The organism is Metabacillus idriensis (assembly GCF_009674765.1).
Lineage (GTDB): Bacteria > Bacillota > Bacilli > Bacillales > Bacillaceae > Bacillus_P > Bacillus_P idriensis.
This window is the reverse complement of record NZ_WKKF01000002.1, coordinates 93,966-115,323: the sequence shown is the minus strand read 5'-3', so window position 1 is coordinate 115,323 and position 21,358 is coordinate 93,966. Positions and strand designations below refer to the sequence as shown.

19 protein-coding genes and 1 pseudogene are annotated in these 21,358 nt (G+C 41.2%); 7 read left to right on the top strand and 13 right to left on the bottom strand.

What is annotated here, in order from left to right:
- Window positions 1–102: 102 nt before the first annotated feature.
- Window positions 103–1,416: a cytochrome P450 gene (locus tag GJU41_RS08880; protein WP_170292755.1), complete on the bottom strand. Its 1,314-nt coding sequence runs from the start codon at window positions 1,414–1,416 to the stop codon at window positions 103–105.
- 152 nt (window positions 1,417–1,568) lie between these two features.
- On the opposite strand from GJU41_RS08880, the gene GJU41_RS24635 reads away from it, so the two are divergent.
- Together GJU41_RS24635 and GJU41_RS08875 are read left to right on the top strand one after the other, a co-directional pair.
- Entirely contained in the window at window positions 1,569–1,739 is a 171-nt protein-coding gene (locus GJU41_RS24635) for a hypothetical protein (protein WP_165971023.1), read from the top strand.
- Window positions 1,740–1,937, top strand: a complete 198-nt coding sequence (locus GJU41_RS08875; protein ID WP_070878839.1) for a YwbE family protein — start codon at window positions 1,740–1,742, stop codon at window positions 1,935–1,937. It begins immediately after the preceding gene.
- Here the strand turns inward: GJU41_RS08875 and GJU41_RS08870 are convergent.
- The 3 genes from GJU41_RS08870 to GJU41_RS08860 form a co-directional block, all read right to left on the bottom strand.
- The gene (locus GJU41_RS08870) at window positions 1,934–2,590 is read right to left on the bottom strand and encodes a GNAT family N-acetyltransferase (RefSeq protein WP_154318385.1); all 657 of its coding nucleotides are present in this window, start codon (window positions 2,588–2,590) and stop codon (window positions 1,934–1,936) included. The genes GJU41_RS08875 and GJU41_RS08870 overlap by 4 nt on opposite strands.
- A 260-nt stretch (window positions 2,591–2,850) precedes the next feature.
- A complete protein-coding gene (locus GJU41_RS08865) occupies window positions 2,851–3,423 on the bottom strand; it encodes a hypothetical protein (RefSeq protein WP_070878841.1) in 573 nt (190 codons plus the stop codon).
- 12 nt (window positions 3,424–3,435) lie between these two features.
- Complete coding sequence (locus GJU41_RS08860) at window positions 3,436–4,617, bottom strand: ParM/StbA family protein (protein WP_070878842.1); 1,182 nt, start codon at window positions 4,615–4,617, stop codon at window positions 3,436–3,438.
- A gap of 421 nt (window positions 4,618–5,038) precedes the next feature.
- Between GJU41_RS08860 and GJU41_RS08855 the strand changes: the two genes are divergently transcribed.
- Complete coding sequence (locus GJU41_RS08855; protein ID WP_070878843.1) at window positions 5,039–5,593, top strand: GNAT family N-acetyltransferase; 555 nt, start codon at window positions 5,039–5,041, stop codon at window positions 5,591–5,593.
- An 18-nt stretch (window positions 5,594–5,611) separates the two neighbouring features.
- On the opposite strand, the gene GJU41_RS24965 is transcribed toward GJU41_RS08855, so the two are convergent.
- The 3 genes from GJU41_RS24965 to GJU41_RS08845 form a co-directional block, all read right to left on the bottom strand.
- Window positions 5,612–6,004 (bottom strand): DUF3231 family protein, encoded by a 393-nt coding sequence (locus tag GJU41_RS24965; protein WP_224771388.1) that lies wholly within the window; start codon window positions 6,002–6,004, stop codon window positions 5,612–5,614.
- Window positions 5,998–6,420 (bottom strand): DUF3231 family protein, encoded by a 423-nt coding sequence (locus tag GJU41_RS24960; protein ID WP_249042930.1) that lies wholly within the window; start codon window positions 6,418–6,420, stop codon window positions 5,998–6,000. The genes GJU41_RS24965 and GJU41_RS24960 overlap by 7 nt, the downstream gene beginning before the upstream one ends.
- 153 nt (window positions 6,421–6,573) lie before the next feature.
- Entirely contained in the window at window positions 6,574–7,779 is a 1,206-nt protein-coding gene (locus tag GJU41_RS08845; protein WP_070878844.1) for a class I SAM-dependent rRNA methyltransferase, read from the bottom strand.
- 235 nt (window positions 7,780–8,014) lie between these two features.
- On the opposite strand from GJU41_RS08845, the gene GJU41_RS08840 reads away from it, so the two are divergent.
- Window positions 8,015–8,269 carry a GlsB/YeaQ/YmgE family stress response membrane protein gene (locus GJU41_RS08840; protein WP_070878845.1) on the top strand — a complete coding sequence of 85 codons (255 nt, stop codon included), beginning with the start codon at window positions 8,015–8,017 and terminating at the stop codon, window positions 8,267–8,269.
- 265 nt (window positions 8,270–8,534) lie between these two features.
- Here the strand turns inward: GJU41_RS08840 and GJU41_RS08835 are convergent, their stop codons facing one another.
- Window positions 8,535–8,849, bottom strand: coding sequence for a CHY zinc finger protein (locus GJU41_RS08835; RefSeq protein WP_070878846.1), 315 nt, complete (start codon window positions 8,847–8,849; stop codon window positions 8,535–8,537).
- A gap of 96 nt (window positions 8,850–8,945) precedes the next feature.
- Between GJU41_RS08835 and GJU41_RS08830 the strand changes: the two genes are divergently transcribed.
- Together GJU41_RS08830 and GJU41_RS08825 are read left to right on the top strand one after the other, a co-directional pair.
- Window positions 8,946–9,842 (top strand): DUF899 family protein, encoded by an 897-nt coding sequence (locus GJU41_RS08830; protein ID WP_154318384.1) that lies wholly within the window; start codon window positions 8,946–8,948, stop codon window positions 9,840–9,842.
- A 153-nt stretch (window positions 9,843–9,995) separates the two neighbouring features.
- Window positions 9,996–10,877 (top strand): annotated as a pseudogene (locus tag GJU41_RS08825) (SDR family oxidoreductase).
- A gap of 33 nt (window positions 10,878–10,910) precedes the next feature.
- Here GJU41_RS08825 and GJU41_RS08820 read toward each other — a convergent pair.
- The gene (locus tag GJU41_RS08820; protein WP_154318383.1) at window positions 10,911–11,876 is read right to left on the bottom strand and encodes a quinone oxidoreductase family protein; all 966 of its coding nucleotides are present in this window, start codon (window positions 11,874–11,876) and stop codon (window positions 10,911–10,913) included.
- Window positions 11,877–12,094: 218 nt separating this feature from the next.
- Between GJU41_RS08820 and GJU41_RS08815 the strand changes: the two genes are divergently transcribed.
- Window positions 12,095–12,553 (top strand): hypothetical protein, encoded by a 459-nt coding sequence (locus tag GJU41_RS08815; protein ID WP_070878849.1) that lies wholly within the window; start codon window positions 12,095–12,097, stop codon window positions 12,551–12,553.
- 45 nt (window positions 12,554–12,598) lie between these two features.
- Here the strand turns inward: GJU41_RS08815 and GJU41_RS08810 are convergent, their stop codons facing one another.
- The 4 genes from GJU41_RS08810 to essC form a co-directional block, all read right to left on the bottom strand.
- Entirely contained in the window at window positions 12,599–13,288 is a 690-nt protein-coding gene (locus GJU41_RS08810; protein ID WP_154318382.1) for a pseudouridine synthase, read from the bottom strand.
- A gap of 196 nt (window positions 13,289–13,484) precedes the next feature.
- Window positions 13,485–13,988: a type VII secretion protein EssA gene (gene essA, locus GJU41_RS08805; RefSeq protein ID WP_170292754.1), complete on the bottom strand. Its 504-nt coding sequence runs from the start codon at window positions 13,986–13,988 to the stop codon at window positions 13,485–13,487.
- Complete coding sequence (gene esaA, locus GJU41_RS08800) at window positions 13,966–16,863, bottom strand: type VII secretion protein EsaA (RefSeq protein WP_154318380.1); 2,898 nt, start codon at window positions 16,861–16,863, stop codon at window positions 13,966–13,968. Before esaA ends, essA begins: the two co-directional genes overlap by 23 nt.
- Window positions 16,860–21,344, bottom strand: a complete 4,485-nt coding sequence (gene essC, locus GJU41_RS08795; protein WP_070878852.1) for a type VII secretion protein EssC — start codon at window positions 21,342–21,344, stop codon at window positions 16,860–16,862. Before essC ends, esaA begins: the two co-directional genes overlap by 4 nt.
- Window positions 21,345–21,358 lie beyond the last annotated feature (14 nt).

Here is a 21,358-nt window from a genome sequence, read left to right as displayed (position 1 = left end):
ACTTTATCACATGAAAAAACCTTCTTTCCCTGAAATGAAATGCGCCTAGTTGAGGTTGTTGGCATGGCTGCAATCCATCTATTTCCCAGAAAATATATTTGCTTATCCTCTTTTATTTACAGTCATAAACAACCCATTCTTTATTCTCAAAGAAACGAGCGGTTCAGGAACCATTGATTCAGATTTACTTACGGGTTTAAGCGTAAATTCTTTGATGATCGTTCCGGCGATCAGCATTGCTTCCATCATGGCAAACTGGCTACCTATACATCCTCTTGAGCCTCCTCCGAACGGAAAATAACCGTACATTGGTATTCCATCTTTCGTTTCTTTTGAAAAACGATCAGGCATAAATTCTTCCGGGTCAGTGAAATACGCTGGATTTCGGTGCATAACATAAGGACTGATCAAAAAGATCGAACCTTTCTTAAATGATTCATTTAAGATTTCAGCTTCCGTCTTTGCCTCCCTGAGCATAATCCATGCAGAAGGATAAAGCCTTAGTGTTTCCTGTATAATTTGATTGGTAAATGACAGAGCTTTTAAATCCCCGAACTCCAAACGTTCACCCAAGAGGTCCAGCTCACCAAGCATTCTTTTTTCAATATCGGGGTGTACGGCAAGCATTGCAAACACCCACGATAATAAATTTGCAGTCGTCTCATGTCCTGCAATTAAAATAGTGACGATTTGATCTCTTATTTCTTTTTTCGATAATGGCTCACCGTCCTCATACTTTGTCTCAAGAAGCAAAGACATTAGGTGTTCATCTGAAGACTGTTTCATTCCTTCTTCAATTAAAAAATCAGCCAGTTCATCCAGTACTTGGACTCCCTTTTTGTAATTCCTATTTTTAACGGTAGGCAGATATTCTGGGGGAGGAAAAGGTGTCAGCAAGGATTTGGCCGTTTTTTCAATGATATCGCTGACAGCTTTAGTAATATGATTTGTCGCTTGAGAAAGCTTAACTCCAAACATTGTTTTTACGATAATCCGAAGTGTCAGATTCATCATATCTTCATGAATCGGCCTCGTTTCTCCCGATTTCCATGAGCCAATCAAGTCTTGAGTCATTGAGGTGACGGTTTCTGCATAACCTGCGATTTTTCGCTTGTGAAAGGCAGGCTGCATCAATTTCCTCTGATGCCTGTGCTCCTCTCCTTCGCTTGTTAAAACTCCGTTTCCAAGTGTTTTCCCAAGCGTCCGTGCAGAAGAACCTTTTTCAAAACACTCTTCTTTAATAGTCAAAATCTGCTTAACAGCTTCTCTAGAATGAATAATGTAGGATGTGTTCTTGGAATGAGGATTTATGGCAACAATGTCACCAAGTGTATGAGTATTTAAAAGAAATCGGAGAGGGTCTTTTCGAAAAGCTAAATAATTGCTCAGCTGGCTTCCGCCTAAAGATACAGTCATATCCATGCTCCTCTATCAGATTGGTTACCACTATTATACAGAAGCCCGCCTAATTAAGCAGTTTCAAGCATGCCTGCAGAGAGAGTTCTATTTTTATTTAATGAATGATAGTATAATGACTGTACATCTTATTTTTAAAGGAGGTTTGTCCTATGTCAGAAAAGAAAATGACACTTGAAGAGGCGATTAAACAAAAGCTTGCCAGCAAAAAGCAGGCACAAGCGAATGGCAATGGCAGTTTGAAAGGTTCCAATCAGACGAAAAACATGAAAAGCCAGGTTTCCAAGAAAACAAATAATCAGCGCAGAAGAATGGGTGTTTAAATGAACGGTCAAAACCGCGAACATATAAAGCCAGGTACACCTGTTCAGATCGTTTTGAAGCAGGATCAGCGATCCGGGAAGCTTACGGGCGGTGTTGTAAAAGACATCCTGACTAAATCAGCTTTTCACCCTCACGGTATAAAAGTGCGTCTTCAGGATGGACAAGTTGGCCGGGTAAAATCAATAGATGCTCCTTAAGCTTTATCAGCATATATGATTTGCTGATGAGGATCATAAACAAGAATATAAACGGTCAACTGGTCTTTTATCACCTCAATGCTCTGTGATAATTGGAAGCCAAAGTGTTCGTAAATCCGGACATTTTCGATTGTCTCCGTCTCCAGAACGCAGAAAGTTCTCCTGATATCTGCCTCTTTCAGCGCCGCTCTAATCATTTGACTCATAAACTTCTGGCCTCTGAATTTCTTATTAACTGCAACCATGTCTAGTACTAGATGTGGTTTTTGTTTTTCATAAAAAGCCATTCTCTTTGAAATGATGGACAGCCTTCTCGCTTTTTTTATAAATGAAACCACCTGCAAGTCTTTTATCAGCAACAGGCTTCTGAAAATTGTCTTTAAAATCGCTTTGTATAAGGCTGGGGAAAAAGAATGATTGCCTGTTCTTCTTACAGCGAAGATTCCTTCTACCCTGTCTGAAGTCACGTATACATCACTGATTTCATCTGCAATTTCAACAGTACTGCGGTATACGTTTTGCAAGATCCTACTTCTTTTTCTCTCGTCAGGGAAGAGGTAAATAAACAGCGGATTATCAAAGAATGAGTCTGCAAGCATTTCAGCTGCCTTTAAGCGGTGCTTTTTTTGAAGTCTTGTTAACTCTTCGTACATGAGTAATCCCTCCTCGTTCCATCTTATGTTGCGATACGTCATTTTAGATATCAGCACTCTTGCTTAAACAAAGACAAAAAAGCTAACGTCTGCTGTTAGCTTTTATCTAAGATAGGGAAGTATTAAGTTTTGCCCGTTAATGTCTAGCTCCATCGCCCGACTCCTCGGCAAAACAAATGCGGCAAAAAAGTCAAAACCGGACTTTTCGGGTGATTTCTTATCTGTCTGCCTGCGCTAAACGGGCGCTTCCGCTTTTCTTATCATTTATTCATTTTAGAAAGAAATCCGCCAATTAAATCATCTGCTGTTTCTTCTTTTATTTCTTCTTCTGATGATGAAGCTGACTCCTGCAATGCTTTTTCCCAATCAAAATCATCTAGTCCTGCGTTTTCATCAAAATCTTCGTCAGGCTCAGGTTCCTGCACTGCAGGACGGCCATTTGACGGAAAGGCTGTTTCCTGCAAGTAAAGAGCCTCGTCGATATCCAGTGACCTGCTGTTAAACGAAGCAAGAAGAGAAGCAGCTCTTATTGGATCAGCAAGAATCTGATACACAATGCTTCCAAGCAGTGCTTCAGAGTGCTCGTGTTTCATCCAGTCTCTTTGAGCTTTGCTGAGTTTTTGCGGAAGCGGAATTGTGATGCTCTCCTTCTCCTTAACAAAAGAATCACTGACACCTTGTGAAACAAATTCAGCAATTTTGCTTGAGAAGTTCCTTTTTTCGGTTTCTTTCAGCTTTTGCAGCTGTTTTATTATGTGCTCAGGAGTATCTGAGGGGATGCGAAACGTGATCGCCTGTCCCCTCTGAATTCCTGATGAAGCGCCTTTATTCATAAAACCATCCTATTATTTGGTAGTAGCTGCTTTTTTATCTTCGCTGCTTTTATCTTTGTTTGTCTTGCGGTAAAAGTCAAAAACGAGCTTGTAATAAGCATTCGCCATCATCCAGATGCTTTCATTCTCATCTTCAAAGAAATCAATATTGTAGCCGTCAAGATTATTATTAAGCGTTTTAAGGTAATCTTTCAGCACAACTGCTCCTCCGCCGACAAAATAGCAGATTTCAGTTTGTGAATTCTTTTGCCAAACGTTGCGCAGGTGGCGGTATTGTTTCTTCGCTAGATCTAATAGAATGCGGTCCGTAATATCATGAACGCTTGTGCGGCTACCTCTTACATAGATGTGATTGCGGTCTGTTTTTTTAGTAATGATTTCCACTACATCACGGCGGCTGTCAAGCTCAACACCGTGCTTAGAACGGATCTCTTCGCGAATTGCTTCAAGTGATTCAACTACGCCAAGGTTAAAGCCCTGTGCTTTATCGTCGTCTACGTTGCGGTTTTTAATGACTGCGATATCAGTAGAAAGGCCTCCGATATCTTGTATGATAATGCGCTTATCAATCAAATCTTTGTTAATGATGTTTAAATCCTTGTCCATCACTAAGTTGATATAAGCTGCAAATCCTTCGGGGTACACTTTCACTTCATCAAATTTTATATTTACTTTTAAACCTTGATATTTAGGAGTAATTAAAAATTCTACCTGATGAACATTTCCCAATAGCTTAGATCGGTAACCGACATCTTTGCCTTCTTTTGCTTCTCTTAATGGAAGTCCAGTGCCAAGTGTATATGTTGCATCAATGACTTTATTATTTCTGCGGAACACTTTTTCATTTTCAGGTTTTACTGCGTCAAGGGCAATTGAAGCAAACAGCATAATCAGCGTTTGATCTTCTTCAGATTTACTGCTGCCCGGATCTAGTTCAGAAGCATTGTCGCTTTTTGTTGCCAGTGATCCAACACGATAAATGGCATTGTTTTCTTTTAAAGCAGGGGAGTGAACTTTAATATGGATTCCATCTAACGGATCCTTGTTGTCTAATTCCTCAATTCCAATGACCGGACGATCTTCAATGTCTCTTGCAATGACATTCGGTATGTATAGTTGAGAGTCGTATTTTCCGAAAATTGCTTTTACTGCATCGTTTCCTACATCGATTGCTGCGATTCTAGAATTACTCATGAACACCATTCCTTTCACTTCATGAATTAGTATAAAAATCCATTCTATTAAAGAGTATTAGAGAATGATAGTTTCGTCAATAGAACCGTAATGATTACATTTTTGTATACATGTGTACAAATATGTATACATTGAAAACATTTTTGTACACAACATAAACAATTTGTATACATCCTTATATAACGGGATGCGTACACATATGTATACATGTAAACAATTTTTGTGTACATTTCATTACATTTTGTTTACAAGTATACAATATTAGTATACTTGTAAACATTCTCTTTTATTAAGGTAACATCGGATTTTATACAACACCAAAATCATTTTCGCTCATTGCGAAAATTGGAAGATGAAACAGGGAATCCATCAATACATGTCGAACTGAAATATTTTAAAGAAGTTTAGAAGGAGAACGAAAATGACATCATTTCCGCAATTAGAAACAAAGCGTTTAAAGCTAAGAAGTATTGAACGATCGGATGCTGTGAAATTGTTTGACTATTTCTCTAAAAGAGAGGTAATAAAGTATTATGGAATGGATTCTTTTAAAACATTAGAAGAAGCAGAGACTCTGATTCATTCATTTCAGATTGGCTATCAATCGAATAAGCTCATACGATGGGGGATTGAACTCAAAGAAACCAATGAACTAATTGGTACGTGCGGATTTCACGCGCTCTCAAAGAAGTACAAACGAGCTGAAGTAGGCTATGAAATCTCCCAACTGCACTGGCAGAAAGGCTATGCTTCAGAGGCCATTGAGGCGATACTTGATTTTGGGTTTAAGGAGATGGAGATGATTCGCATCGGGGCGGTGGTGATGCTTGCGAATTCCCCTTCCAGGAGCGTTCTTTTGCGTTTAGGCTTTAAAGAGGAAGGAAGGCTTAGAAATTATATCATTCAAGACGATATTCCATGTGATGTAATCATGCATTCTCTCCTCAAAGAAGAATGGGATAAAAAGCAGCTATAGATGAATGCTGCTTTTTTCTTATATTGGTTTCATTTCAGACTGCAGAGGTCTTTCAAGCCAGCCTCTTTCAATCATCAATTTTGTCCCATCCTCAACGAAAAACATAATATCTTTCATACTAAGAAGGTAATGTGCTGCAACATCCCTTCTCATCGAGAGGGATAAAGAATGTCCAATTAGAGAAATAGCTGCTCCATTGGAAGCAGTAATCATAAACATAATCAATTTCTCGGAAAAAGGACAAACATCAGAGTCTGTCACTTCTAAAGAGACAGGAATTGTTCCTAAATGCCCTTCTTTCTTCAATAGAGGATTGAATACATCAATTTGCTTTTGAGCCAAATCTTTTGCTTTTAGCAGATATTTTTTCACTTCTTTATCTTTTAACGATTGAATAAGCCATTTCAGCAATAGAAAGGGTATGTCATCTTCGGAGGACGATCATAAATTCCTTTTGAAAGCATAAGACAGACTGCCATCTTATACAGACGTGTTATTTTATGCTGATATTCAATAAAAAACTCCAGTAAATCAACTCTCGCCACATTAATAACAAAAGTAGATACGTTCACCAAAGTAAGCTGACTCGTCCGGTACACATAGCTTAATGCGTAAAGATCGGTATATAACGGAGGTGCAGAAAGATCAACATCACCATCAGAAAAACCTTCAGGAACTGGAAAGTTTTCTCCCGCAAAAATCGTTGTGACTGTTTGCAAAATAGTTTGAGACAGCAAAATAGCTTCTTTAACCAAAGGTATAATTTCTTCGTCTTCTGCATGCTCCAAAAAATGCTTCAAAAAGCATAAAGATGCACTCTCTTGCATATAGGTTGTCCAAAGCGCAGAGATTTCTGGAGTGGTTAATTGATATTATGGTGAACCATGCTTTATGTGTTCCCCCTAATGATTTTTCTATTAGGGTTTCTTTTAAAACAAATATTATTCTGTCTAGTGCTGTACCAAAAGAAAATCCAGTCATTATCTGACTGGATTCAGCTTTTCTATAAACACGACTTTTAAATAATTCCCCTCTTGGAATTCCTTTTTCGTTTTAAAATCATCCGGCAGGGAAAATTCTTCTTTTATTTTGTACTTTTCTCCTGTTTCTTTAAAGGCTGTGTCGATAAACCCTTTAAACTTTTTCATTGAAAACGTACTGCAGTTTGTGGATGCAACTATTACGCCATTATCTTCCGTTAGAGCAATGGTTTCCTTCAGCAGATCCTTGTAGTCCTTTGCAGCGCTGAACGTATATTTTTTTGATCTCGCAAAGCTTGGCGGATCCAGGATGACAAGATCAAATTTGAGATTTTTTTTCAAAGCATATTTGAAGTAATGAAAAACGTCTTCAACAATAATATCCTGCGATTTATAATCAATTTCATTAATGCTGAATTGCTCGATCGTTTTGCTCAGACTCCGGTTAGCCAGATCAACGCTCGTTGTTTTTACAGCCCCGCCAAGAGCAGCAAACACAGAAAATGCACCTGTATAAGAAAACAGATTTAATACGGTTTTTCCTTTTGCATAACGGTCTCTGATGGTCTTTCTTACATCCCTTTGATCAAGAAAAACCCCCACCATGGCGCCGTCGTTTAAATACACGGCAAAATTCACGCCATTTTCCTTAACGATTAATGGGAATTCCGGTCTATGTCCTTCTACAAATCCGTCTTCCTCAACAAATTTCCCTTGAGAATCGAATCGTTTTTTCTGATAAATCCCTCGAATTTCGGCATTTTTCTTTAAGGCTTCAAGAATGAAAGGATTAAATTGGTAAATCCCTTTACTGTACCATGTAACCAGATAGTAGCCGTCAAAATAATCGATTGTTAATCCGCCGATGCCGTCCCCTTCACCGTTGAAAACCCGGAAGGCTGTCGTAGCTTCGCTTTGGAAAAGGTTCATGCGGAACTGGATGGCAGCTTGAATTTTCTGATCAAAGAAGGATTGATTCATTTCTTCTCTTTCACTTGAAGTAAGAATCCAGCCAATGCCTTTATTCTGCTTCCCGTAATATCCCCTTCCAATAAACCGCTGCTGCTCATCTACCAGTCTGATAAGTTCGCCTTCATGCTTTAAGTTAGAAAGATTAACGACTGAATCCTTTTGAATCAGCGGGCTGCCGTTCTTCATTTCCTTTACGTATTTAGATTTAATCGTGAGAGTTGTCTCTGTTTTCATAATTCCGTCCCATCTTTAAAAAATTATCATTATCTTATTGTACCCATACTACATGAAAGAACTTGCAGTTTCTAGGAAAGCCCTTGTGCAAAAACGGATTCATACAGGTCTGAAGAGCTATTTTTGAGATAAAAATAAAAAAATTCACAGCAAGATGTTTCTTTTCTAAAAGGCGGGGGAATAACAACGATAGATACAAAAACCAAACACTATCTTTAGAAAGGCGGAATTTAAAATGGGCTTTATTTTATATCTTATCGTCGGCGGTTTAATTGGCTGGTTAGCAGGAGTTATTTTAGGTAAAAACGTACCTGGAGGCATTATAGGAAACATTATTGCAGGTATTATTGGCGCTTGGATCGGCGGAGAGCTTCTTGGATCATTCGGACCAACTTTAGCAGGCATCGCTATTATCCCTGCATTGCTTGGAGCTATCATCTTTGTTTTCTTATTAAGCCTTGTATTGCGCTCAATGCGCAAAAGAACTTAATCAATAGAACGGAACACCTGCTGACATTCAGCAGGTGTTTTTTTGTGAAAAAACACGACAAAAAAAGACCGCAGCCTTTTAAGCTGCGATCTAACATTTATTAATAAGTTGTACGTCCGCCGCTTTTTCGCTTATTAAGCATCTTCTTTACAATAGGATAGACGATTGGAGCATATTTTATCGCTTTTCGAATCAGTTTTTTCACTGTAAACTCCTCCTCTTTTCTTTCTTTTTATTTTCCCAAAAAGAAAGAATACTAAACGTTTTAAGAACGGAAGTACAAGTGGTAATGTGTTTTACAGCCCGGATTGAAGACAGAACCGCACTTCGGACAGCAGTTGCCGCTGTCCATATATTCTTGAATCGTCAGTACATGGCGGCAAGAACCGCAAAGCACGGCAGGCATATCCCGCTCTGATTTATCCCATACTTCCGGACTGTGATCCGCAAGCTGCTCATGGCATTCATAGCAGGCATAAAATGTCTCACAGCACTTAAATTTAATTGCAATAATATCTTTGTCAGTTCCATAGTGACGGCATCTTGTATTTGCATCAAGTGCCACTCCTTTAACGGTCATTAAACGCACACTCCTTTCTTAAAAAAGCATTTATTTAAAGGATAAAGACCCTTACCGCCCGAAGTATCTACGTTAGATAGCAAAGGAGGTATGGAAATGAATCAAAATACGTTAGTGGAAGAGATTTCTTCTCTAGAAAAAGAGCTGCTTGAAAAAAAACAGCTGCTTGCAGCACTCAGGAAAAAAGAGACGGTGAAAAAGGCGGAAAATTATGTGTTTACGTCTTCTAATGGACATTCTGTCACATTAAGTGAGCTTTTTAAAGAGAAAGATGAGCTTATCATAGTCCACAACATGGGGAAAAACTGTTCTTACTGTACGATGTGGGCAGACGGGTTTAATGGCGTCTATCACCATATCGCAAAAAAATCTGCTTTTGTTCTTTCCACACCTGATGAACCTCATATACAAGATGCATTCGCCGCTGAAAGAAGATGGCAATTCCCTATCGTTTCCACTTCTGGCACTGCTTTTAAACAAGATTTCGGTTTTGAAAAAGACGGACTTTATTATCCAGGTGTCTCAACCTTCAAAAAAGAGGCTGATGGGGCCATTTATCATGTTTCACAGGCTCCTTTTGGACCTGGCGATGATTTTTGTTCTGTCTGGCATCTGTTTGATCTTCTCCCATCCGGATCAGAGTCCTATCGTCCATCTAAAAAAATGAATGAACATACCCCGTTTCAATTAACCGGCAATATTGCTTTTGCTGCGGGAAATTATGAAAAAGCCATTGCATTTTATGAAACAGTAATCGGCATGACCGCCCAGTTCTCAAATGAATCAGAAACAAAATTCAGCATGAATGGGAACTTTTTTTATGTCGAAAACAAAAGGCCTGATGGTGTCTTTTTTGAATTTGCCGTTGATTCTTTTTCAGAAGCTAAAGCTTCTTTGCTGCAAGCAGGCTGTACAGTAACTGAGGAAATAAGTGAAAAAAGCGTCATGGTGACGGATCCGTTCGGCCTTAAATTTCACATATTCGAAGCATAAATACGGCCGTTCATCAGAATGTTTCAGAATAGGGCTAAATACGCCGATCTATGGATAATCAGGTTTCCCTATAGCCCTCACGAAATGAAAGCTTACAGAGGCATCTGAGCGTAAAATAACAGCATCTGAGGAAAACAATAAGGAGAGGACAGTTTGAAAGATAAAAAAGTGATCATTACAGGTGCAAATTCAGGTATGGGGCTTGCTGCTGCAATTGAGATGGCTAAGAAGGGAGCTCATGTCATCATGGCCTGCAGGAGTCTAGAACGAGGACAGGCAGCACTTGATCAGGCGAAAAGGGAAAGCAAATCGAATGCGATTGAGCTTATGAGGTGTGATCTTGGATCTCTTTTAAGCATAAGGGAATTTGCAAGGCAGTATGATGATAAAAACCATTCTTTGGACGTATTAATCAATAATGCCGGTGTTGTGACGATAAAACGGGAGCAAACGGAAGATGGATTTGAAAGCATGATGGGCGTGAACCATCTTGGTCATTTTCTTTTGACCCGGCTGTTGCTCCCTGCATTAAAAAAATCACCGCAGGGCCGTATCATCAACGTATCATCCGGTGCCCATAAAATCGGAAACATTCATTTTGATGACCCTTATTTGACTAAAGGTTTTACAGTTTGGAAGGGCTACTCTCAATCGAAGCTCTCCAATCTTTTATTTACCGCGGAACGTGCAAAGAAACTGCAGGGTACAGAAGTAACGGTTAACGCACTTCACCCCGGGGCAGTAGCAACAAGTTTGGGTGTTAATCGCCAGACAGGATTTGGAAAAGGTGTTTATACTCTTTTAAAACCCTTCTTTCTGACTCCTGAACAAGGAGCACAAACAGCTATTTACTTATCAGAAAGTCCTGAAGTAAATCAGGTAACCGGACAATAATTTTATAAAAGAAAAATAGAGCTTCCGTCTGAGCGCGCCAGAAATATGGAGCTTGCCTCTAAACTGTGGGAATGGAGCGAAAAAGAAGTGGATCTGGACAATAAGAAAAGCGGAAGCGCCTGTTTATGGAATGACAGATGAAAAAAAAGGCTGCTGAAAAATGCAGCCTCCTCCTTATGGAATTAGCACAATTTTCCCCGTGCTTTTTCTGCTCTCAAGATAACGGTGCGCTTTTGCTCCATCTTCTAAAGCAAAGCGGGCAGGTTCAGCGATCCGCAGTGAGCCTTCTTTAATCCAGCCGAATAGCTTACTCGATCTTGAGATGCGTTCTTCTCTGGACGTAAGTACATTCCAAAGATCACCGCCAGTCAGCGTTTTTGAAGTATCCATCAGCATTCTCGGGTCAATATGTACAGGATCTCCTCCTGCCATACCGTAGAATACGACAGTTCCGCCAATGCGGGTTGCATCAAAGCTGTCCATAAGCGTTGAACCTACAGATTCATAAACAACATCTGCTCCTTTTCCTGCGTTCACCTCAAGGACCTTCTGCTTCCAGTCTTCTGTATAAACAAATGCTTCTTCTGCACCTGCTGCTTTAGCAATGTTTGCTTTTTCATGAGTAGAGACAAGCGCGATGACTCTGCCGCCCAAAAGGCGAATGATCTGAACGAGCAACTGGCCTACACCGCCGGCTGCAGCGTGAACGATAGCCGTATCACCCGCTTTAATCTTGTAGCTGTCAGACGTCAGATAGTGAGATGTCAGCCCCTGCAGAAGCACTGAAGCTGCTGTTTCAAATGAAATCTCATCTGGCAGCGGAATCACCTTTTCAACGGGCGCTGCAGTAAACTCTGCATTTGAATGAGGAACATCTGCAAACCCAACCCGGTCACCTGGTTTAATGCCGCGTACTTCACTGCCGGTTTCTTCAACAATTCCTGCTCCCTCATATCCAAGTATGTACGGAGGCTCTCCCTCTAAGTGATAGTTTCCTTTTCGGCGGTACACATCCGCAAAATTCAGCCCTACTGCTTTTATGCTGATTATAACTTCGTTCGGCCCCGGAACAGGCTTTTCAAGCTCTGCTGAAGTCAATACTTCAGGTCCGCCGAATTGATTGAATACAAGTGCTCTCATTTGAACATTCCTCTCATGCTGTTTTATGCATTTAGTTTATCAGAAATGGCCGCCTAATATTGCTTTACTTCCTCGATTACTTTTCCTTTGACCTCTATAAGTTCTTATGTTCATTCTTTTAAACGTATATGATTTTCTTCGGTCATTCCAGTCAAATAAATGGTTTTCATCTCCTTGTGATATAATAAGCAAATTGAATCGATTATCGGAGGAAAAATATGCTTACTTTTGAACAAAAGCTTGCTGTTATTGAAACATTTAACGAATTGCAAAGAAAGAACGTTTCCCTTGGAAGAATCAACTTTCAGTTTGAGGATAGCATTTACGATAAGAAAAATGTGGTCTATCATCTTCATCCAAATGGAAATGGATTCGTATATGCTGAACATGTAAAAGGATATGCCGCGAATGATAAAGGCATGGTTAACATCCGTGATTTCTCGGAAGAAGAATTACGCAGCATCATCAAAAAATCCATTCATTCGCTTTCTGTGCAGGAAGATGAACAAGCAGAAGAATTTGAAGAAGAAAAATGGACAAATGAGGATGGACAGACTCTTATTTTGATCCAAGAAGATGATATGTGGAATGTGTATGCCGGATTAAACCTTGATGGCACATTTACCACTTATAAAGAAGCTGCAAATTACTTGCATGAAGAAGGCTTCAAAGCGTAATAAAAGAACCGCGGTGCACATGTGATGTGTCCCGCGGTTTTTTCTTTAAACAAGTCTGCTCATCAGCTCTTCGATCTCACCCGATGTTAACTCGCGCCACTCTCCGCTGTTTAAACCTTCTACAGACAGATTCATGATTCGCTTTCTTTCAAGCCTCTCCACCCTATAGCCGAACACCTTGCACATTCTGCGGATCTGACGATTAAGTCCCTGTGTAAGAATGATGCGGAATTCAGAATCACTGATCTTCTCAACTGTACACGGTTTAGTTGTCACTCCGAGTATTTCTACCCCCTCTGACATTCCAAGAATAAAGTCATCGTCAAATGACTTATCTACTTTGACGAGATATTCTTTTTCATGGCCATGTTCAGACCGCATGATTTTATTTACGATCGTTCCATCATTTGTGAGCAAAATTAACCCTTCTGACGCTTTATCCAGCCGGCCGACAGGAAAGATCCGTTCAGGGAAAGTCATAAAATCGATGATATTTCCTTTTACATCCTTTGCTGCCGTACAAGTAATACCCACTGGTTTATTTAAAGCCAGATAAACGGGCATGGCTTTAGACGGGATAGGAGTGCCGTCAATTAAAACGATATCTCCTTCAGTAACTGTGTCGCCCGCCTCACAGGTGACTCCATTAATTGTAATTCGGCATTCAGCAATAAGACGGTCGGTTTCCCGCCTTGAGCAATAGCCTGTTTCACTTATATATTTATTTATTCTCATAGGATCGTTTCACTTTCATATTCAAAGATTTCTTTCATCATAGCACGAAGGATGTTTTTTGCTCTACAGCCAAAATAAGTAAGGGAATAGTTAATACAACAAGCAGTGAAAGGGTCTTTTTGCGAAAATCGCCAAGCGCGTGCCTAGACATATAAACGCGAAAAAAAGACAGCTTATAAAAAGCTGCCTCAATCTCTTAGTTTGTTTTTTTACTTTGTGTCATCTTTGGAATCAAAAGTCCGAGCATCAGGATGACGCCAATGGCAATCAGGAGAATATACGTCATCATTAAGCCGGAGTTTTGGGTTGTATCAGAATTTACCGTTTCTGTCATACTCATTGATGGTTCTGCACTGCTTGAGAATAAATCCAGTTGTTCAGCTTTGGATTTAATCGTGTTTTTCTCTTTCGTGTAATCAGTGAAGAGCTGTTCCTGCAGATCGTCCTTTTCCTCCCTGGACGGCTTTTCAAAGGTCAGATCTTTTTGCTCCTCCGGTATGGTGGTTCTTTTTTCAAACAGTGATTCCTCATGCAGATATTCCGTGTTTTCCTTAAGCTCTTTTTCCTCATAGACATTGGGATCCAGCTCCTCAAGGTTTGTTTCTGTCTCTGCATTTCCCCGCATCCCGCTTGTAAAAACAATAATGAACAGTAATAACGAGAACGATATGACTGTTTTAAGCTTCATGGGCATGTTCATGATTGGCCTTTTCGTTTGAGTTTTTAAGAGCATTCACAACAAACGGCAGGATAGTCAGAACAAGGATAATGCCGATCAGCACAATCACTCCCTGAGTAAATAAGTTATTTGCATCATACTGAATCGAGATGTACACCTTGGACATCGGATCTTCGTATGTGAAGTTTGGCGCGGCTAAAGCAAGCAGCGGACTGACAAAGAAGGCAACGAGACCTACACTTGCAAGCCAGCCTGCGAAATTGCCGAGCAAGAACGAAACTCTTACGATAGTTGATGCAGCAAATAACAGAAGCACAGTAAAGATTGACCATTGAATCGCACGTTCATCTGTGAGGGTGTATATATTTAACCCGAACACGCTGATGATGAGCCCCACAATTAAGTTTAATAGACCAAACATAGAGCCTCTCACTAATAACGGTGCTGCTTTGAAATAATGACTGAAGAATCCGATCAGCAAGCTGCTGATCAGGATGATGACAAGAATCACGACCGGCGGAACCGCTTTAGCCTGAGCAGCCGGTGCTTCTCCGCTTATTTGCAGCGGATTGGCAAGATGTTCATAAACATACCCGTTGTTCTGTCCGTCTACAAACGTATTGCCGAGTATACTGAAGACGTCATCTCTGACAAGCTGTGTTGAAGCTACATTTGTTGCCCATTTATCATTTAAAACGTCTGCTGCAGATTGAACTTCATTCACTTTTTGCTGGAGGACATCTGTACTGCTTACAACCGTCTCCTGTCTTTCTCCAAGCGAATTCATCAAGTCTGTAATCATGACTAATTCCTGGCCGATATTTTGCTGATTGACAACAAGGACAGTACCGTCCGAGTTTTCAAGCGTCATTCTCGAAGCTGTATTTTCTGATTCCTGAACTTGGCTCAGTACGTTATTTGCGCTTTCTTCCATTGAAGCAAGATCCTCTAATATAGCTGCCTGCTGAGCACCCAGCTCCTTGCTGTATTCATCCATGAATGCAAGAGCGGAAGCCTGGACTTCTTTCATTTCTTCTTCAGTTGCCGGCAGCTCTTGATTCAGCTTGTCCCATGCGCCTTGTTCTTCTTCATTGATTGAAAGAATTGATTCTACTTTTGTTTTTTGCATTTCATCTGCAAGGACAGCATCTTTGACTGGATCTGAAGAGGTATTCATACGCTTGGCGGCTGCTTCGTACTGAGATAGAATCGTATGGTATTTCAGCACATCGTTCATTGAAGCATTTCCGATAGGCCCTCTGAACACACTCTCAAGTTTTTGCTTTCTTTCAGGGCTGAGCGAGTTAAGTATGGTTTGTTCTTGTTCGATGATGGCAGCTGAACCTGAGTTCATATTATCTGTCAGCTTGTTTATCTTTTCTGCCAGTTTGCTGTTTTCATCTTTTAGAAGCTGATTTTCTTCTAATAGTTCTGCATTTTCTTCTGTCAGCTTTTCATAAAGAGCAAGCAGTTTATCATACTCGCCTTTCCATGAGTTCTGATTTTCTTTTGACTTGATTGATTCTTCGATTGCTACAAGCTTTCCTGACATGTCTTCTAATTCAGTTAAAGCTTGTGTTACTTGCTCTGGTTTAGGATCCGGAATCGTTTCTAGAATGGCCTTGAGATTTTTCAGCTGTTCTGAAACAGCAAGAATGTTAGCACGCTCCTCTTCCATGTTAGCAGGACTTTCATTTTCACCGGGAGCTTCTGGTTCAGTGACATCTCCGTCATCTTCAGGCGGGCCTTCCTCTCCGTTGCCTGGTTCCTCACCTGGGTTCCCTTGCTTAAGGCTCTCCCTAAGTGGAATAAGTTCCCCTTCAAGACGGTTCAGTGTATCCTGATTATCCTTCATAATATACATGTCCACATAATTACGATGAACAGTCTCAAGCTCTCTTGCCTGGCGTTCTGTCTGGCTGAGCCTTACACTGCCTAGGTTTTCTGCTGTTTTCTGATTCTGGTCGAGCTGCTGCTGAATGTCCGTCATTCTTGATGCAAGCATGCTTCCTCGTTCGTTAAAGGCCTGCTGCGTTTGATTCTGTACTTGATCTGCTTCCATGGTACCGCTCTGAATAGCCGTTAAGCTTTCCTTCTGGGCAAGCGTCAGAAGCTGCTGCTGATCTTCCTGATAGGCTTGATATTCTTCAACATACTGGACAAATGAGGCTAGACTTTTCTCAAATTGCCGAACCGTGTTTTTTCGTTCCGGCGACTCTTCTTCAGCCTGTTTCATAGTCGTTTGAAGCTGCTCAAGCATTTGTTTTTGCTGATTTAATTCCCCTGCCAAATCTTTAGAGCTTGGTTTATAGAAATTCAGCATGGCATTTTGAAAGGCAATTTCCTTTTCAAGAATGCGGTCAAACTCTTCTCTTACATTCTCCATGTCCTGCGCGACATAGCTCCAGTAAAGCGAAGACATTTGCTTATTTACGCGGCCTGTAGCGTCTTCAAGTGCACGAAGCACTCTTTGTCTGTTTTCAGCATTCAGCTGATTTTGGACCACATATTCAAATTCTGCTTTTGAAGGCTGCTGTTCATCATACGTTAAAATGTTGGCAGAAAAATTGGAAGGAATATAAATGACAGCGTCGTACTGCCCGTTCTTCAGCCCGTTAACTGCGGCACTTCTGCTTAAGATTGTCCAGTCGTACTGGGAATCCTTATCAAGAATCGCTGCAACTTCCTTGCCGAATTGAACAGGTTCAGCTTCCTTATTTTCCCCTTCAGCTTTTTCCATTCCGATGTCCTCATTAACGACAGCAATGTTTCTTGTAGCCTTCTCTTTTATTTCAAGCGGGTTGTCCCCGATGAATTGAAAGAATAGAGCAGGCACTGCTAAGATAAGCAGCACCGCAGCTATCATTTTAATCGTATGCTTCCTTTGATCTGTCATGTGTAGATCTTCCTTTCAATGGCACAAAGAGGAATTTGTATTTTCGTTTCTTTGCCATTTTCCACATAATATCCAAAGCCTGGATGTATATCGCTTTCTTTTCGGCTATAAGGCAAGGTGTATAGGGTTTGCTCTGATTTTTTCATTAAGATGAGCGCCTGGCGGATTTGCTTGATTTCACTTGTGAATGCATCAAATCCTTTTGTCAGCTCATTGTTATTTCCTGAAACAATCACGTTAAAGCCAAGGTGGCTGTAATTTTTCATGAATCGTGTCAATCGCTCCTGCAGCATACTGTCAAGAGATTGCTGGAACCTTGAATAACCGTCAACGACAAGCATGACCGGCGAGAAAGCCAGATTATTTACAACACCCTGCTGGATAGCCGTAAGATAGGTTTGTTCTCTGTCTTTAAGAAGTTCTTCAGTTGTATCCAGCCAAGACGATATTTGTTCTTTCGTTTCTAGATAGGAAACCTTTTCTTCAGATGCATAGCTTGACAGACCGCGGTCAATCGAATCGAAAACGCCGATTGATTCAGTCGGCTGAAGCAGGGCTGTGTTCAAGATGACTTTAAGCACATTTGTTTTTCCTTTTTGAGTCTGGCCGAGTACGAGACAGTGCTTCGTTTTGGCCAGATTTACACTGACAGGCTGTACATGCTCTTCATCAAGTCCGATTGGGATAACCCCTGTTTTCTGGGCCTCATCTGTGAACTTTGTAAAGTTGATCATGGTCAGTTCAGCAGGAAGCATTGGGACCGGACGAGGAAGCTTGGCACCTTTATACTTCTCCTTCAGCATTCCAATATCATCTTTGATGGAATCAAGCAGCTCGTAATCATCCCCGCCGTCAGCAGGAAGGAAAACTTGGGAGAAATAGGCCTGATCCTTCTTGATGATGGCGCGTCCTGGAATAGGTTCAGGAGCAAACGGAACCTTTCCGATAGCCATATATGTTTCAGTTGTATCCATAAGGTAATGAAGGATTTTCGTTTTCATGCTGTTCATCAATGATTGACGGACAGACTGTACTCTTGTCGCTGTAAAAATCATATAGATGCCAAGAGACTGTCCATCACGCGCGAATTGTATCAGCTGCGTTTCAAGCTCCTGCATTTCTTCTTTCACGAGATCAAAATTATCAATGGTAATATACAATAGAGGCAGCTTGTTTTTGCTCAGTGAATTGTACATCTTGATGCTGCTGACCTCTTGCTGCTGGAACAATTGCTTTCTTCGCGAAATCTCATCTTTTACGATTCTCATAAACTTATCGATTTTCAGCTCTTGATCCAGCTGGAAATAATCCGCTGTATGCGGCAGCTGTCTGAGCGGCAGCAGTGTGCCATTTCCGTAATCGATTACGTAATAGTGTGCTTCTTCAGGGCTGAGTCTCGAAGCGATGCTTAAAAGCAAGAGCATCACAGTATGTGATTTACCGTAGCCGGACGAACCGAAGATGGCGATGTTTCCGTCATCCATCAGCTGATACGAGTATGGGGTCTGGCTTTGTTTTTCAGGCTCATCAATTAGGCCAAGATAGATTTTCTCAGGCTGCTTGGAAGCATATTGATGGCGAGAAATTCTGTTTTCAAGCGGCGGAAGCCATGGGCTGTTCAGCTTGCGGATGCCCAAGGACGCCTGCAGTTCCTCGATTTTATCGACAATCACTTCAATCTCTGAATCCGTATCTTTTTTATGCTGTTTAGAAGACGCAACATTAGATAACGGCTGCAGTCCAAGGTCTGTTACGATTGCGACCTCATCCTCCGACTCTGAAGTTTCTTCTAAATAAGGCGCTCCGCTCCAGGCTGATTGGAAGAGTTCATACACCTCATTATTGCCTACCTGCAGATAACCCCGTCCTGTAATGGTAATAGAGGCCGCATCTGCATTTTTCAAAATCTCTTTACTGTCGCTTGCATCCTGTACCTTAAGGGCCACTCTGAATCTCGCATTGCTCCAGATTTGGTCATCGATGACTCCGCCGGGCTTTTGTGTTGCCAGGATGAGATGCACGCCAAGGCTTCGCCCTATGCGCGCTGCACTGACAAGCTCACGGATAAAATCAGGCTCTTCGCTTTTCAATTCCGCAAATTCATCGGAAATTAAAAATAAGTGAGGAAGCGGTTCTTCTGCCTCATTGCGTTTATAAAGAGTTGTATAATCATTTATGTGATTGACCTGATACTGATCGAACAGACGCTGGCGCCGCTTTAATTCGCTTTTGATTGATGCAAGGGCACGGGCACTGAAGTTTTTGCTGCCTTCAATGTTTGTAATGGTGCCAAGCAAATGCGGCATATTTTTAAACGGCTGCGCCATTCCTCCGCCCTTATAATCAATGAGAAGGAAAGCTACCTCATGAGGATGGAAGTGAACGGCAAGAGACAGAATATACGTTTGAAGAAATTCACTTTTACCTGAACCAGTTGTACCCGCTAATAAACCGTGGGGCCCATGGGCTTTTTCATGAAGATTCAGCTCCACTACATCTTCCTTGCCTTTTAGTCCTACTGGAACTGCAAGAGACTTTGCCGATTCCCGCGTAAGCCAGTTCTGCTCAATCGGCAGATCATCCACTTCTTTTACATTCACCATCTCTAAGAAGGAAACACTTTTTGGAATCGAATTTGTCATCCCCACTTGGTGATCAAGCGTGCGCAGCATCCGGGCGAACGGCTCATTTCCCTCATGCTTATGTAAATCAAGCTTAAAAGGAACAGAAACAGCTTTTTTCTCTTGAATGAGAATGTCCCCTTCTTGATCATTTACATATCTCACAAGCGTATGGATGTTATCAGACAGGCTTTCCTTAGCTTCTGCGGCAAAAATAACGGAAATACCTAAATGTGAAAACTCGCCTTCTAAATATTCTAAAATGACATGATCGGAAATAAGCTGCTGATTTGTAATAACAAAAATAATGTGCGGCGCAAACCTTGTGTTTTCCTTCTTTTCCTCAAGATCACGCTCACGCAGCATTTCATAAATTGACGTAAGCAGCTGGTCTCTCGTCTGCTCGTTATAAATCATGCCTTTTGCAAAGGCATGCGGAAGCTGAAAGTGCGGAAGCCATTTAAGCCATTCCCAGCTCTTGTATTCTTTTTCATTAAAGATAAACACAAAGCGGACATCATGATAGCTGTGGGAAAAAGCAAGCTGACCGATTAATTGATGAAGTTCATTTTTCATGATCGCTTCTTTCCCGATCAGTCCCATTGCACCCTGTGAAAGGTTTACACTGATTGGAACAGATTCGATTTCCCGGTAGACCTTTTCCATTTGCTGTGACTGTTCTAAGAGATCGTCCACTTCTCTGTTCGCCATATCGTTTGAGCTTAGTGAAATTTCATAGCTTGATTTAACGGTTCCTGTTCCGATTCGAAGCTCAAGAAAGTCATTGCTTTCAGGCGTTCTTTCCCAAATCCGGTCGGATATTTCCCTCGTCATATACTTCATTTGTTCAAAGGAAGGAAAATGGTAAGACAGAACCTGGCGCTGTTTTTCAGCCACTTCCTGAAGTTCATGGCGCTTGTTTTCAAGGTATTGGGTATAAACTCTGAGTCTTCGTTCTTTCCGCTTCTTGTAATTGCCTTTTTCTCTGAAATATTGTGCGGTTGACGTAATCAGCGTCATTACAAACATAACCATTGAGACGATGATAAAAATGCCCCGGGGAGCAATAAGAGCGACAATTCCCATCGCAATCATCATGACTAGCGGCGGCAGAATAATCAGCCACAGGCTCCGTGATTGATCGTCCCCTTCCTGCGCGGGGAAAGTGAGCGAAATTTTATCTTTCGGCAGCTCATAAATCATCCGCGGCGTGCGGCGGTAGATTGGATATTTTTTGCTCATTTCCGATCTTGGTTTTTCCGTATGCGGCAGATTTGATTGATACTCCTCTATACTCATAACCTGCAGCAAATCTTCATCAATAAGACGGACGGTCATAAACGGCCAGAAGAGAATGTCTCCAATCTGCAATTCCGTGAGACCATCTGCCTTCCTTCCATTCACATAGACCGTTTCACCCTCAGGCGAAACCATCCAGTGATCGCCTGTTTTCAGCAGGCTGACAGATCCCTTTCCAAGAACCGGGAGGGCACTCTTATCTTTATAAATATGAGCCTCTTTACTGGTCGCTGAAAAAGAAATTTCTTTTTGAAAGCCAATATAGCATGTCTCTGCTTTTTTAGGCGCTGGTGTTAAGTAAATCGTCAGTTGTTCTGAATGATCCAAAAGCCGAAAAGGCTCTTTTTCTGCTGCCTTTCCAATGGATTTGTCATTCTGCATAATGACAAACTCGTCTCCTCCCTCTGCTTTTGCAACGGTAAGCGCTCCTTCAGAAAAAGGGAAATTCCTGACTGTCAGCGTGTGCTGAATCTCAGAACCGATAGAAATCGGGCGGAACGCCTCTCCGTCCGCCTCATATTGCTGATAGGATTCACCGTGAAAAACCCATAAAATAGTCATGATATCACCTCCTG